The sequence below is a fragment of the Ruegeria sp. N10 genome (genome assembly GCF_056531545.1).
Genome location: NZ_JBQFLY010000019.1, coordinates 21135 through 34102, shown reverse-complemented (window position 1 = coordinate 34102; position 12968 = coordinate 21135). Strand labels below are relative to the sequence as shown.

The following is a 12968-nucleotide window of genomic DNA, read 5'->3' as shown; positions in this document are numbered from 1 at the left end:
GTGCCCCAGCCTTCGGGCGGCGAACCGCCCGAAGGTGTTCTTTAGATCTTACTGACCGCCGCCCAACTGGTGGACATAGGCAGATACGGCGCGAATCTGCGCCTCGGTCAGGCGGGTATCCCAGTTCGGCATGACACCAAAGCGGCTGTAAGTTACGGTTTCCGTCAGCATTTCTTCACTGCCACCGTAAAGCCAGATCGCGTCAGTCAGGTTCGGCGCACCCTGGAAGATATCGCCTGTGCCATCCTCGCCGTGGCAGGCCGCACAGTTGTCTTCGAAGACAACTTTACCTGCCTGCGCTGCCGCATCGTCGGTCTGGGCATTGCTCAGCGACATGACGTACTGGACCACCTGCGTGATTTCCTCATGTTCGAGGATTTCGCCAAATGCCGGCATCTCGGAATAGCGCGCATCGGCGCTTTCTTCGTTCCGGATACCGTAGCTGACGGTGTAAACGATATCGTCCAGCGTTCCGCCCCACAGCCAGGCATCATCCAACAGGTTCGGGAAACCCGGCGCACCCTGCGCACCCGAACCATGGCATTGTGCGCACCAGGTCCGGAACACCGCACCTCCCGAGTTCACGGCATATTGCTGCAGTTCTGCATCCTTGGCGATGTCTTCCAGCGAAGTTTCCACCAGCTTGGCGTTCCAGGGCGCGTTTGCCTCTTCGAAGGCAACCATGTCCTGCTGAACGTTTTCTCGGGTTGACCATCCCAGCACACCGGCTGTCGCGCCGTGGACCAAGGGCCAGGCCGGAAACATGATCGTATAGATCACGCCCCAGAAGATGGTGGCGTAGAAGGTCCATAGCCACCAGCGCGGCATGGGATTGTCGAATTCCTCAATCCCGTCCCAGCTGTGCCCGGTTGTATTTGGATCGCCCGGCTGTTTATCAGGTGTCTTGCTCATTGCCGCGCCTCCTTGGGTGTGGCGGGTTTGTCTTGATGCCGGAAGGGGATGTTGGCAGTGTCCTTGTATTCCTTGCTGGCACCGGGGCGGAAAACCCAGATCACGATGCCAACGAAGAAGGCAAACAACACAAGCAGCATCCAGCTATCCGCGAACTGTCGAAGAAGTGTGTATTCTTCCATCCCACCCTCCTGTTAACGGCTTGCATCCGGGGTAAAGGTCGAGAAATCGACCAGCGTACCCAGCATTTGCAGATAGGCGATCAGCGCGTCGGCTTCGGTCAGTTCAGGCTGACCATCGAAGTTGCGTACGTTGACCTTGTCACCGTACCGCTCCAGCAGACCGTCGTAGTCACTGTCCGGGTCGGCCTGCGCGCTGAAATCGGCAACCGCGTTTTCCAGCATCTCGTCGGTATAAGGGGTGCCGACAACCGCATTGGTCGCCATGATGTCACCGATATACTTGCCGTCGATCTTGCGATGTTCGAGGAAGCCGTATTTGGGCATCACCGATTCAGGCACCACAGACTGAGGGTCGCGCAGGTGGTCCATCTGCCACTGATCCGAATAGCGGCCACCGACACGCGCCAGATCAGGTCCGGTACGCTTTGATCCCCACTGGAACGGGTGGTCATACATCGATTCAGCCGCCAGCGAGTAGTGGCCATAACGTTCGACCTCGTCCCGCATCGGGCGGATCATCTGGCTGTGGCAGACATAGCAACCTTCGCGGATGTAAATTTCACGCCCTGCCATTTCGAGAGGGGTGTAAGGGCGCATGCCCTCCACCTTCTCGATGGTGTTCTCAAGATAGAACAGCGGGGTGATCTGCACCAGGCCACCGATGGTCACGACCAGAAAGCTGAAGATCAGCAGGAGGGTCGCGTTGGTCTCGAGGATCTTATGTTTGTCGAGAATTGCCATTGCTCCGGCCCTCCCTCTATTCAGCAGGGACCGCGACGGTCAGGCTGGCCTCTTTGGCCGGCGCTTTCCGCACAGTCATCCACAGGTTGTAGCACATGATCACGGCGCCAGCGACGAACAGAACGCCACCCAGAGAACGCACCACATACATCGGGAACTTGGCGGCCACGGTGTCAGCGAACGAGTTCACCAGGAAGCCATTTGCATCCACTTCACGCCACATCAGGCCTTCCATGATACCGGTGACCCACATCGACGCGGCATAAAGCACGATGCCGATCGTGGCGAGCCAGAAGTGCCAGCTGACCATCTGCAGCGAGTACAGACGCTCGCGCTTCCAAAGCACGGGCACCAGGAAGTACAGCGCGCCAAAGGTAATCATGCCGTTCCAGCCCAGCGCGCCCGAATGCACGTGACCAATGGTCCAGTCGGTGTAGTGGCTGAGGCTGTTCACAGCACGGATCGACATCATCGGACCTTCAAAGGTGGACATGCCGTAGAAGCCGACCGAGATGACCATCATGCGGATCACCGGATCGGTGCGCAGCTTGTCCCAGGCACCCGACAGCGTCATCAGACCGTTGATCATACCGCCCCAGGACGGCATCCACAGGATCACCGAGAACACCATACCCAGCGTCGACGCCCAGTCAGGCAGCGCGGTATAGTGCAGGTGGTGTGGACCGGCCCAGATATACAGGAAGATCAGCGCCCAGAAGTGGATGATCGACAGCTTGTACGAAAACACCGGGCGTTCGGCCTGTTTCGGGATGAAATAGTACATCATGCCCAGGAAACCCGCGGTCAGGAAGAAGCCCACAGCGTTGTGGCCATACCACCACTGGATCATGGCATCCTGCACGCCTGACCAGACGATGACCGATTTCGAACCCCAGATGCTGACCGGGATGGTCATGTTGTTGACCAGATGCAGCATGGCAACGGTGACGATAAAGGCCAGGTAGAACCAGTTGGCCACATAGATGTGGGGTTCTTTCCGCTTGATGATCGTACCCAGGTAGACCGCCAGATAGGCGACCCAAACAATGGTCAGCCACAGATCGACATACCATTCAGGTTCGGCATATTCCTTGGACTGCGTTCCGCCCAGCACATAGCCGGTTGCGGCCAGAACGATGAACAGCTGGTAGCCCCAGAACACGAACCACGCGAGGTTGCCGCCCCAAAGCCGCGCTGCGCTGGTACGCTGAACCACATAGAACGAGGTTGCGATCAATGCGTTACCGCCAAATGCAAAAATGACCGCCGAAGTGTGCAACGGACGCAGACGACCAAAATTCAGATAACCCTGCGCCCATTCGAAGTTCAGTACCGGAAACGCCAGCTGAAACGCGATAAACGTCCCGGCGAGGAACCCGATCACGCCCCAAAAGGCAGTTGCGATCACGCCATAGCGGATCACGCCATCCATGTATTCGCCCGAGCGGTCGATCTGAATATCTGGCTCGTCTGTGTTTCGAAGCGTCCAGATGAACAGGCCACCGGCGATGAGCATCACCAGCAGCGCATGTACCTGATACGCCAAATCGCGTGCATAATTGGTTCCGATCGCTGCAAACAGCGCGATCAGACCAAGCACGATCAGCTTGATGTAATTCGACATATTGCGTCCCTTTGCCATGCCCCGCGCGCTTTTGATTCTTATGACGCGCGAAACCCATTTGACTGGCTGCCGTTCTGAAGCACGGCCACCTTCATTGCTTTGATCTGTATCAAGACAGTCCAGCGTTTTCTATGACACGCATGGTAGTAGAAAAGGGCTAACAGGTCACATGAGACCAATTGCCCGAACCATGAGGTCAAAATGGCGTACAAATCTCTTCTCACAGTCATGACCGAAACGCAGACTGCACAGGCTGCTTTGGCGCAGATTGTGGCCCTGGCCGAGGCTCAGGATGCCCATGCCGAAGTCCTGTGTCTGGGCGTCGATCGCAGTCAGACAGGTTACTATTATGCGGGTGCCAATGCTTTGATCGTTCAGGAAACGCTGAACCGGGCCAATGCCGAGGCACAGGATTTGCTGGCCTTTGCCAATGACTATCTCGGCAAATCCGGCGTGCGTTGGTCCGCCGAACACGGCGTTGCACAAATTGCCGATATCGGGCGCCACGTCGCGCACCGGGCCCGGTTTTCCGACCTTGTGATCCTGCCACATCCGTATGGTGAAGGTCGGGGGGCCGAGGCCGAGCCCATTATCGAAGCGGCCATGTTCGAAGGACATTGCCCTGTTCTTGTGGTTCCCGACAGCGGCGCGCCGTTGAAAGCGCCGGGCAACATCATGATCGCCTGGAACGAAAGCGTCGAGGCCATGTGCGCCATCCGGCGGGCCCTGCCCTTCCTCAAACGGGCCGAGATCGTCCGTATTGTGGTTATTGACCCACCACAGCATGGGCCAGACCGGTCGGACCCGGGTGGGATGCTGTCCCAGATGCTGGCCCGTCATGGTGTCAAATGCGAGATCGATGTGCTCAGCAAGACCATGACCCGCGTCTCGGATATCCTTAATCGCCACGCGACGGATACCGAATCGGACATGATTGTGATGGGCGCTTATGGCCACTCCCGCTTTCGCGAAGCCATTCTGGGCGGGGCGACCCGGAACATGCTGGAACAATCCTCGGTTCCGGTGTTCCTGGCGCACTGACCTAAACAAGCAAAAAGCCGCCTCGACAGGCGGCTTTTTTCACCCCCGACGAATGAGGCCGATCAGGAACAACAGGATCACGGCCCCAATTGTTGCGAAAAGGATCGACGACAACAGGCCCCCGCCAACAGAAAATCCTAGCGCCGGAAAGATCATGCCCGATAGGAACGCACCGACGATGCCGACGATAATGTTGCCGATCAGGCCGAACCCACGGCCCTCCATGATCTTTCCCGACAGCCATCCGGCGATTGCGCCAATGAACAGCATTGCCAACAGACTGCTGAACCCCATGCCACACTCCTATGTTAGTTCGTGAACCGACCGGATGGTCGCGGTAAGCGAGTTCTGCCGAGCGAAAGACCGGTCAGACCAGAAACCCGCCATCGGAATCGTCGCCTGCTTCTTCCATGAGCCGGCCAAGATCGGGGATGGTCACGTGACGTTTGCCTTCCAGCAAGATCAAACCGTCCTTTTTCAGAGCTGAGATCTGGCGGCTGACCGTCTCAAGCGTAAGTCCCAGATAATCCGCCATGGCCTCTCGGGTCAGGGGCAGATCGAACACGATCGGTCCCGACAGGCCCTTTTGACCAATCGACGCATCCCGGCGGGCAATGATCGATATCAGGCTGGCGATTTTTTCGCGCGCTGTCTTGCGACCCAGAACCAGCATCCATTCACGGGCAGCATCAAGCTCGTCCAACGTCATCTGCAGCAGGCGATGCGCGATGTGTGGCGTTTCGTTCATCAGCTCTTCAAATGGTTTCTTGCGGAAACAGCACATCACGACATCCGTTGTCGCCTGCACATCGTAAGGCGCAATGTCGCGCCCCGGGCGACCGACGAAATCGCTGGGCAAGAGAAGACCAACCATCTGGGTGCGCCCGTCTTCCATCGTTTGTGTCAGCGACGCGATTCCCGCGACGACTGAACCGACAAAATTCATCTGGTCGCCCGACCAGATGATGGTCTGACCCGCTTCGAAACTGCGGTAATACTTAATGGCATCAAGCGCTTCCAGCTCGTCAGCGTCACAGCGGGCGCAGACCGCGCGATGTCGTATCGGGCAGTCTGCGCAATTTGAATGATCGAACTGTGCTTTTATTGTCATCTGCGTTTCCACTTGATCTCCGTCAAAGCACCTAAGTCGCCTGCCCCCTAAGGGTATCGTCATGATAGTGAAACCACAATTGGCAAAGCTTGGACTTTTTGACGCGAAAGTACCGCGTTACACAAGCTATCCCACAGCGCCCCATTTCAACAATGACGTGGGGGCGGACATGTTTGGCGACTGGATTTCGGGAATCGAGCCCGGCAGCGCCATATCCCTTTATATCCACGTCCCGTTCTGCCGCAGGCTGTGCTGGTTCTGCGCCTGCAGGACGCAAGGCACACAAACCGACAATCCGGTGATTGCATATGTGGATGTTCTAAAAGCCGAGCTGGACCTGCTGGCGGCGCGCCTGCCCGCGGATGTGGTGCTGTCGCGCCTGCACTGGGGCGGCGGTACGCCAACGTTGTTGAACGCCCAGCTGATGCGCGATCTGGCACAGCACATTCTGGGGATCATCCCCATGGGGCCGGACGCCGAGTTTTCGGTTGAAATCGATCCGAACGAGATTGACGAGGCGCGTCTGGATGCGCTGGCAGAGGCAGGCATGAACCGCGCCTCGATTGGAGTGCAGGATTTCGACGATGAAATCCAGAAGACCATTGGCCGCATTCAAAGCTACGATACCACGCGCGACGCGATCGACATGATCCGCGCACGTGGCATTGCCAGCCTGAACGCGGATATCCTTTACGGGCTGCCACACCAGACGAAGGCCCGGATGACGGAAAGCGTGCAGAAGCTTCTGTCGCTCAGCCCGGACCGCGTGGCGCTTTATGGGTACGCCCATGTGCCGTGGATGGCCAAACGGCAGCAGCTGATCCCGTCGGACGCACTGCCAACGCCCGAACAACGGCTGGAACTGTTCGACACCGCCCGCCGCCTGTTCCTGTGGGACAACTACGCCGAGATCGGCATCGACCATTTTGCCACGCAGGATGACGGGCTGACCCAGGCCCTGCGCACGGGTCGTCTGAAGCGGAACTTCCAGGGTTATACCGACGATCAGGCCGATGTGTTGATCGGTGTCGGGGCCAGCTCGATCTCGCGCTTTCCACAGGGCTATGCGCAGAACGCCCCGGCCACATCCGCCCATACAAAAGCCATCCGCAACGGGCAGTTTTCGACGTCCCGCGGGCACTTGTTCAAAGGTCAGGATATTCTGCGCGCCCGTCTGATCGAAGCGCTGATGTGCGATTTCCGGATCGATTCGGCTGAAATCCTGCGCGATCACGATATCTCGGCCGCAGCGCTGAATGAGATGTATCGTGCCGCCAACGCCTCATTCGACGGGCTGCTGCAAATCAGCGAGGAAGGGCTGTTCATCCCCCCCGAGGCGAGGGCGCTGACCCGGATGGTTGCCCGCAGCTTTGACGCATACGACCTCAGCAAAGCCGGGCACAGCTCGGCGATCTGACCTTTTTTTCGGGCAACATTCAGCCCGTTGAGTACAAAACACATCGGGGGCTTGACGCACGCCTGCGGTTTTTCCCACACTCAAGCTGTGGGGTGATGTTTCGCCCTGCGGCCTGAGGCGGGCAAATTACAGACAGTCCTAGCTGACGCGACTGCGTCGGACGGCCCTTTTCGTGCAGCCATTCTGCAACCTGAAAGAGGGACAACACTCATGCGCGTATTCACCGTCCTCGGGCCCAGCCAGTCGGGCAAATCTACCCTGGTCGAGGCCATCAGCCGTCTCGACGGGCGCCCGACCACATTCGATGTTTCCGGAACCGTGCACTTGCACGGTTTTTCTTACCTGGACGAGCCCTGGTGCGCGATCGACGTGGATGGGGGTGGCGATTCCCTCGCGTATGTCGGCCCAGCCATGGCGATCTCGGATGCAGCCGTTATCGTGGTACCGCCCGATCCAAATGCCGCCGTGCTGTGTGCGCCGTATCTTCGGCTGGTGGAAGAGGCAGGCATTCCCTGTTTTCTTTTCATCAACCGCATGGACAACCCCAATGGCCGCATCCGCGACATCATCGCGGCGCTGCAAACCTACTGCACGCACCACATCGCCCTGCGTCAGGTTCCGATCCGCGAGGGGGACACGATCATCGGCGCGGTCGATCTGATCTCGGAACGGGCGTGGAAATATCAGGAGGGCCAGCCGTCGGCCCTGATAGAGCTGCCCAAATCTGTCGAGGATCGCGAGCAGGAAGCCCGGACCGAGTTGCTTGAGACACTTTCCGATTTCGATGACCACCTGCTGGAACAATTGATTGAAGACAAACAGCCCCCAAGCGATGAGGTTTATGAGCTGGCCGCGCAGGTTTTGCAGAATCATCAGTTGATCCCAGCCTGTCTGGGCGCCGCAAGCCACGGCAACGGGCTGACGCGCCTGATGAAAGCACTGCGTCATGAGGCCCCCGAGTTTGATATCGCCGCCGGACGAGACGAGGCCGCCGAAAACGCCCGTGCCATCGCGGGCTTTGCGGATGTCAAAAAGCATATCGGAAAGATCATCGTTCTGCGCGGCCTTGGGGACGGGGTAAAAGCCCATGAGGCGTTGGGCGGTGAAACGGTCGGCAACCTGACAACACTGGACGCCAAGACCCAGATCGCCGCGCTGGAGGCCGGGCAGATCGGACTGGCGGTCAAATCCGATCACCTCAACCCCGGATACATTTATGACAGTTCCTCCGCGACAGAGTTGCCAGAATGGGCGTCTTCTCATCCGGTTGCGCATCGTCAAGTCGTCTCGCCCGCGCATGAGCGGGACGATGTGCGCCTGTCAAACGCCCTGAGCCGTCTGGCCGAAATCGATCCGGGCCTGCATCTGCAACAGGATGAGATGAGCGGCCATTCGATTCTGGGCTCGCAAGGTCCGCAACATATGCGCCGCGTGACCGCCAAGCTGGCAGAGGATTTCGGGATCGAGATCGAGGCGGAACAGGTGGAAACCGCCTATCGCGAAACCATCCGCGCAACGGTTGAGCATCGCCATCGCCATCGCAAGCAATCCGGCGGCGCGGGGCAATTCGCGGATGTGGTAATATCGGTCGCGCCATTGCCGCGCGGATCGGGGTTCCAGTTCGATGAAGTGGTCAAGGGCGGTGCCGTTCCCAAAAACTACATCCCGTCGGTGGAACACGGGGCCAAGGACGCATTGGAACAAGGCCCCGAGGGCTTTCCGGTGGTTGATGTCAAAGTGACCCTGAGCGATGGCAAACACCACAATGTGGACAGTTCGGATTACGCCTTCCGGACCGCAGGCAAGAACGCCGTGCGCGAGGCATTGCCGCAAGCCAAACCTGTGGTCCTGCAACCGATCCTGAGCGCCGAGATACACTTACCCTCGGCTTTTGTGGGCGATCTCGTACCAACGATCAGCACCCTTCAGGGGCAGGTTCTGGGATTTGAGGGCAACCCGAATGCAACGGGCTGGGAGATATTCAACGCCCAGTTGCCCGCCGTTGCCGAGGACGAGCTGCACCGCACCCTTGCCAGTGCCACACGTGGAACTGGGTGGGTCAAGCTGAGCTTTGATCACTATGAAGAACTGCGCGGGCCTGTGCCCCAGTCATCGGCGCGAGAAAAAGCCAGCGCCTGACGCGCGACACCGGGCGGGCTGTTCTCAGCCCGCCGCTGCGATCAATTCGCGGGTATAGTCGGTCTGGGCGTTTTCGAACAAATCCTCTGCCGCGCCCATTTCGACCACATCGCCGTTTCGCATGACGATCACGTTGTGCGACATGGCACGGACCACTTTCAGGTCATGGCTGATGAACAGATAGGCCAGCCCGTATTTCTGTTGCAGATTGCGAAGCAGATCGACGATCTGAACCTGAACGGTCATATCCAGCGCGCTGGTCGGCTCGTCCAGAACCAGCAGTTTGGGACGCAGAACCATTGCGCGCGCAATGGCGATGCGCTGACGCTGACCGCCAGAAAACTCGTGCGGGTATCGATCCATCGTCGCCGGATCAAGCCCCACTTCAGTCATCACCTCGGCCACAAGTTCGCGTGGCGCGCGGTCCGGGTCGACTTTGTGAATGGCCAGACCTTCCGCAATGATCTGCTGGCAGGTCATCCGCGGGCTGAGGCTGCCAAACGGGTCCTGAAACACGATCTGCATGTCCTTGCGCAACCGGCGCAGTTCCCGCGTGGACCATTTGCGCACGTCCTGATCACGAAAGGTGATGCCACCCTCGGACGCGATCAACCGCATCATGGCCAGCGCCAGCGTGGTCTTGCCTGACCCGCTTTCGCCAACAATCCCCAACGTCTCACCCGCGCGCACGCTAAGGGTCGCGTCGTTCACCGCTTTCACATATCCAACCGTTCGCTTCAGAAACCCGCGCTGGATCGGGAACCAGACCTTAAGGTGGTCGGTGCGTGCGACCTCTTCCGCATCTGAGGCAACGGGTTCAGGCCGACCCGACGGCTCCGCCGCCAGAAGTTTGCGGGTATAGGGGTGCTGCGGGTTTTCGAATATCTCGGCCGTCACGCCGGTTTCGACAATCTCGCCGTCTTTCATCACACAGACCCGGTCGGCAATGCGGCGCACGATGCCCAGATCATGGGTGATAAACAGCATCCCCATGTTTTCCGATTTCTGCAATTCAGCCAGCAGTTCGAGGATCTGCGCCTGAATGGTCACATCCAGAGCCGTTGTCGGCTCATCCGCGATCAGGATGTCCGGTTTGTTGGCAAGGGCCATTGCGATCATCACCCGTTGCCGCTGACCGCCCGACAACTGATGCGGATAGCTGTCCAGCCGGTCTTGAGGATCGCGGATACCGACCTTGGTCAGCAACTCGACAATCCTGTCTCTCGCCACATCGCCCGCCACCCCCTGATGCAGGGCCAGCGATTCAGCCATCTGTTTCTGGATCGTGTGCAACGGGTTCAGCGAGGTCATCGGCTCCTGAAAGATAAAGCTGATGTCGTTGCCCCGCACATCCATCAGACGCTGTTCCGAGGCGCCAATCATCTCTTGCCCGTCATAGGTGACCGAGCCGTCGACCAACGCGCTGTCGCCCAGCAGGGAAACGGTCGATAACGCCGTCACGGATTTTCCTGATCCGGATTCGCCCACCAGCGCGACGGTTTCACCCCGGTCCACAGTGAAGGACACGCCTTTGACCGCCGCGTTGACCTGCCCATCCTGACGGAACGAGACCTTGAGGTTTTTCACATCCAGCAAGCTCATGAGAAGGTCTTTCTGGGATCAAACGCATCGCGAACGCCTTCGAAGATGAAGACCAGCAGCGACAGCATAATGGCAAAGGTGAAGAAGGCGGTGAAGGCCAGCCACGGGGCCTGAAGGTTCTGCTTGGCCTGCAAGGTCAGCTCTCCCAGCGAGGGGGCCGAGGACGGCAGGCCAAAGCCCAGATAATCCAGCGAAGCCAGCCCGCCGATGGTTCCGGTGACGATGAACGGCATGAAGGTCAGCGTGGCCACCATCGCATTGGGCAGCATATGACGGAACATGATCGTCATGTTGCCCACGCCCAGCGCCCGCGCGGCGCGCACATATTCAAGGTTCCGCGCCCGCAGGAACTCGGCGCGGACCACTCCGACCAGCCCGGTCCAACTGAACAGGATCATCAGCGCGACCAGCAACCAGAAACTTCGCCCCAGCACCGCAAACATGATGATGATGACGTAAAGCGACGGGGTTGCGGACCAGATTTCGATGATCCGCTGAAAGATCAGGTCCAGCCACCCACCAAAGAACCCTTGTATGGCCCCGGCGAAAATCCCGATCAGGCTTGCCGCGCCCGTCACAAGCAGCGTGAACAGGATCGACAAACGAAAGCCGTAAATCACGCGGGCCAGCACGTCGCGCTTGGTATCATCGGTACCCAGCAGGTTCTGGCCGTTGGGCGGCAGGGGCGCCGCGCCGGGCCGGTCCACCGAGGTATTGAAGGAATAGGGGATCAACGGCCAGAGCGACCAGCCGCGTTCAAAACCCTCAGCCTGGAACGTTCCGGCGTCGATCTGTTCGATGATGCCTTCGGGATCATCGAAACAGTCTTCCAATCCACCGCTGTCGATCAGGCACTGAACTTCGGGGTCGCGATAGATCGCTTCGGTCTGGAAATCGCCGCCAAATTCGGTTTCGGCGTAGAAGTTGAAGATCGGCGTAAAGTACTCTCCCCGATATTTCACAAGGATGGGTTTGTCGCTTGCGATAAACTCGGCAAAGAGCGACAGGCCAAACAGGATCGAGAAGATGATCAGCGACCAGAAGGCCCGTCTGTTGCGGCGGAAGTTGCTCCAGCGGCGCTGGTTCAGCGGGGACAAAGCCATTTACCCCTCCCGCTTTTCGAAATCGATGCGCGGGTCGACCAGCACATACATCAGGTCGCTGATGATGCCGACGACCAGCCCCATCAGACCGAAGATGAACAGCGTGCCGAAGATCACCGGATAATCGCGCGCAACGGCAGCCTCGAACCCTAATCGGCCCAGACCATCCAGCGAAAAGATCGTCTCGATAATGATCGACCCCCCGAAGAACACACCGATGAACACGGCCGGGAACCCTGCGATCACGATCAGCATCGCGTTTCGGAAGACATGATTATAGAGCACCTTGCGCTCGCTCAACCCTTTGGCGCGGGCTGTCATGACGTACTGTTTCTTGATCTCGTCCAGAAACGAGTTCTTGGTCAGCAGGGTCAGCGTCGCAAAGGCCGAGATCGTCAACGCAATCGTCGGCAGCGCTATGTGCCAGAAATAATCCGTGATCTTGCCAAAGAAACTCAGGCTGTCCCAATTGTCCGACGTCAGACCGCGCAGCGGGAAGATTTGCCAATATGATCCGCCAGCGAAGAGCACCAGCAGCAGGATCGCAAACAAAAAGCCCGGAATGGCATAGGCCACAATAATCGCCCCGCTTGTCCAGGTATCGAATTGCGATCCATCCTTGACCGCCTTTCGAATACCCAGCGGGATCGAGACCAGATAGGCAATCAGGGTCGACCACAGCCCCAGCGAGATCGAGACCGGCATCTTTTCAAGCACCAGATCGATCACGCTGATCGAGCGGAAATAACTCTCGCCGAAATCAAACGTCAGATAGTTGCCCATCATATTCAGGAACCGTTCAAGCGGAGGCTTGTCGAAGCCGAATTCTTTTTCCAGCTCGGCAATAAACTCGGGCGGAAGGCCGCGTGCGCCGACATATTTGTCGTCGAAGACACCGCCCGCCGGTTCGGAACCCGCTCCGGCGTCGCCCCCTCCGGCAAACCCGGCGAATACGTCACCTTGACCTTCGATTTGCGCGATGATCTGTTCGACCGGCCCACCAGGTACGAACTGGACCAGCGTGAAGTTGACGATCATGATACCCAGAAGAGTCGGAATGATCAGCAATAAGCGTCTTAGAATATAGGCGCCCATG

The 12968-nt window shown here is 58.6% G+C and carries 12 protein-coding genes; 3 read left to right on the top strand and 9 right to left on the bottom strand.

Going from position 1 to position 12968, the window contains the following annotated elements; translation table 11 throughout:
- Positions 1 to 48: 48 nt before the first annotated feature.
- From ccoP to ccoN, 4 genes are read right to left on the bottom strand one after another with little or no spacing between them, the layout of a single operon-like run.
- Positions 49 to 912, bottom strand: a complete 864-nt coding sequence (ccoP, locus tag ACR0JI_RS18895) for a cytochrome-c oxidase, cbb3-type subunit III (protein WP_480474078.1) — start codon at positions 910 to 912, stop codon at positions 49 to 51.
- Positions 909 to 1094: a cbb3-type cytochrome c oxidase subunit 3 gene (locus ACR0JI_RS18890; protein ID WP_209507756.1), complete on the bottom strand. Its 186-nt coding sequence runs from the start codon at positions 1092 to 1094 to the stop codon at positions 909 to 911. The genes ccoP and ACR0JI_RS18890 overlap by 4 nt, the downstream gene beginning before the upstream one ends.
- A gap of 12 nt (positions 1095 to 1106) precedes the next feature.
- Entirely contained in the window at positions 1107 to 1835 is a 729-nt protein-coding gene (gene ccoO / locus ACR0JI_RS18885; protein WP_480474079.1) for a cytochrome-c oxidase, cbb3-type subunit II, read from the bottom strand.
- A 16-nt stretch (positions 1836 to 1851) separates the two neighbouring features.
- Positions 1852 to 3459 carry a cytochrome-c oxidase, cbb3-type subunit I gene (ccoN, locus tag ACR0JI_RS18880; RefSeq protein ID WP_480495957.1) on the bottom strand — a complete coding sequence of 536 codons (1608 nt, stop codon included), beginning with the start codon at positions 3457 to 3459 and terminating at the stop codon, positions 1852 to 1854.
- 201 nt (positions 3460 to 3660) lie between these two features.
- Here ccoN and ACR0JI_RS18875 point away from each other — a divergent pair, with 201 nt between their 5' ends.
- Positions 3661 to 4500, top strand: a complete 840-nt coding sequence (locus tag ACR0JI_RS18875) for a universal stress protein (protein ID WP_480495960.1) — start codon at positions 3661 to 3663, stop codon at positions 4498 to 4500.
- A 39-nt stretch (positions 4501 to 4539) separates the two neighbouring features.
- Here the strand turns inward: ACR0JI_RS18875 and ACR0JI_RS18870 are convergent, their stop codons facing one another.
- Both ACR0JI_RS18870 and fnrL read right to left on the bottom strand, forming a co-directional pair.
- A complete protein-coding gene (locus ACR0JI_RS18870; RefSeq protein ID WP_209507747.1) occupies positions 4540 to 4794 on the bottom strand; it encodes a GlsB/YeaQ/YmgE family stress response membrane protein in 255 nt (84 codons plus the stop codon).
- Between the two features lie 73 nt (positions 4795 to 4867).
- Positions 4868 to 5611, bottom strand: coding sequence for a transcriptional regulator FnrL (gene fnrL, locus ACR0JI_RS18865; protein ID WP_480474082.1), 744 nt, complete (start codon positions 5609 to 5611; stop codon positions 4868 to 4870).
- Between the two features lie 61 nt (positions 5612 to 5672).
- On the opposite strand from fnrL, the gene hemN reads away from it, so the two are divergent.
- Together hemN and ACR0JI_RS18855 are read left to right on the top strand one after the other, a co-directional pair.
- Positions 5673 to 7028, top strand: a complete 1356-nt coding sequence (gene hemN, locus ACR0JI_RS18860; RefSeq protein WP_480474083.1) for an oxygen-independent coproporphyrinogen III oxidase — start codon at positions 5673 to 5675, stop codon at positions 7026 to 7028.
- 210 nt (positions 7029 to 7238) lie between these two features.
- Positions 7239 to 9167, top strand: a complete 1929-nt coding sequence (locus tag ACR0JI_RS18855) for an elongation factor G (RefSeq protein ID WP_480474084.1) — start codon at positions 7239 to 7241, stop codon at positions 9165 to 9167.
- Positions 9168 to 9191: 24 nt separating this feature from the next.
- Here the strand turns inward: ACR0JI_RS18855 and ACR0JI_RS18850 are convergent, their stop codons facing one another.
- From ACR0JI_RS18850 to ACR0JI_RS18840, 3 genes are read right to left on the bottom strand one after another with little or no spacing between them, the layout of a single operon-like run.
- Positions 9192 to 10769, bottom strand: coding sequence for an ABC transporter ATP-binding protein (locus ACR0JI_RS18850; RefSeq protein ID WP_480474085.1), 1578 nt, complete (start codon positions 10767 to 10769; stop codon positions 9192 to 9194).
- Positions 10766 to 11872, bottom strand: coding sequence for an ABC transporter permease (locus ACR0JI_RS18845; protein WP_480474086.1), 1107 nt, complete (start codon positions 11870 to 11872; stop codon positions 10766 to 10768). Before ACR0JI_RS18845 ends, ACR0JI_RS18850 begins: the two co-directional genes overlap by 4 nt.
- A complete protein-coding gene (locus ACR0JI_RS18840; RefSeq protein WP_480495962.1) occupies positions 11873 to 12967 on the bottom strand; it encodes a microcin C ABC transporter permease YejB in 1095 nt (364 codons plus the stop codon). It lies immediately after the preceding gene.
- Position 12968 lies beyond the last annotated feature (1 nt).

Excerpts from the sequence above, each read along its gene's own strand:
- ccoO (WP_480474079.1), bottom strand. The coding sequence starts at position 1,835 with ATGGCAATTCTCGACAAACATAAGATCCTCGAGACCAACGCGACCCTC.
- ccoP (WP_480474078.1), bottom strand. The coding sequence starts at position 912 with ATGAGCAAGACACCTGATAAACAGCCGGGCGATCCAAATACAACCGGG.
- hemN (WP_480474083.1), top strand. The coding sequence starts at position 5,673 with ATGATAGTGAAACCACAATTGGCAAAGCTTGGACTTTTTGACGCGAAA.
- ACR0JI_RS18845 (WP_480474086.1), bottom strand. The coding sequence starts at position 11,872 with ATGGCTTTGTCCCCGCTGAACCAGCGCCGCTGGAGCAACTTCCGCCGC.
- ACR0JI_RS18875 (WP_480495960.1), top strand. The coding sequence starts at position 3,661 with ATGGCGTACAAATCTCTTCTCACAGTCATGACCGAAACGCAGACTGCA.
- fnrL (WP_480474082.1), bottom strand. The coding sequence starts at position 5,611 with ATGACAATAAAAGCACAGTTCGATCATTCAAATTGCGCAGACTGCCCG.
- ACR0JI_RS18870 (WP_209507747.1), bottom strand. The coding sequence starts at position 4,794 with ATGGGGTTCAGCAGTCTGTTGGCAATGCTGTTCATTGGCGCAATCGCC.
- ccoN (WP_480495957.1), bottom strand. The coding sequence starts at position 3,459 with ATGTCGAATTACATCAAGCTGATCGTGCTTGGTCTGATCGCGCTGTTT.
- ACR0JI_RS18850 (WP_480474085.1), bottom strand. The coding sequence starts at position 10,769 with ATGAGCTTGCTGGATGTGAAAAACCTCAAGGTCTCGTTCCGTCAGGAT.
- ACR0JI_RS18840 (WP_480495962.1), bottom strand. The coding sequence starts at position 12,967 with ATGGGCGCCTATATTCTAAGACGCTTATTGCTGATCATTCCGACTCTT.
- ACR0JI_RS18855 (WP_480474084.1), top strand. The coding sequence starts at position 7,239 with ATGCGCGTATTCACCGTCCTCGGGCCCAGCCAGTCGGGCAAATCTACC.
- ACR0JI_RS18890 (WP_209507756.1), bottom strand. The coding sequence starts at position 1,094 with ATGGAAGAATACACACTTCTTCGACAGTTCGCGGATAGCTGGATGCTG.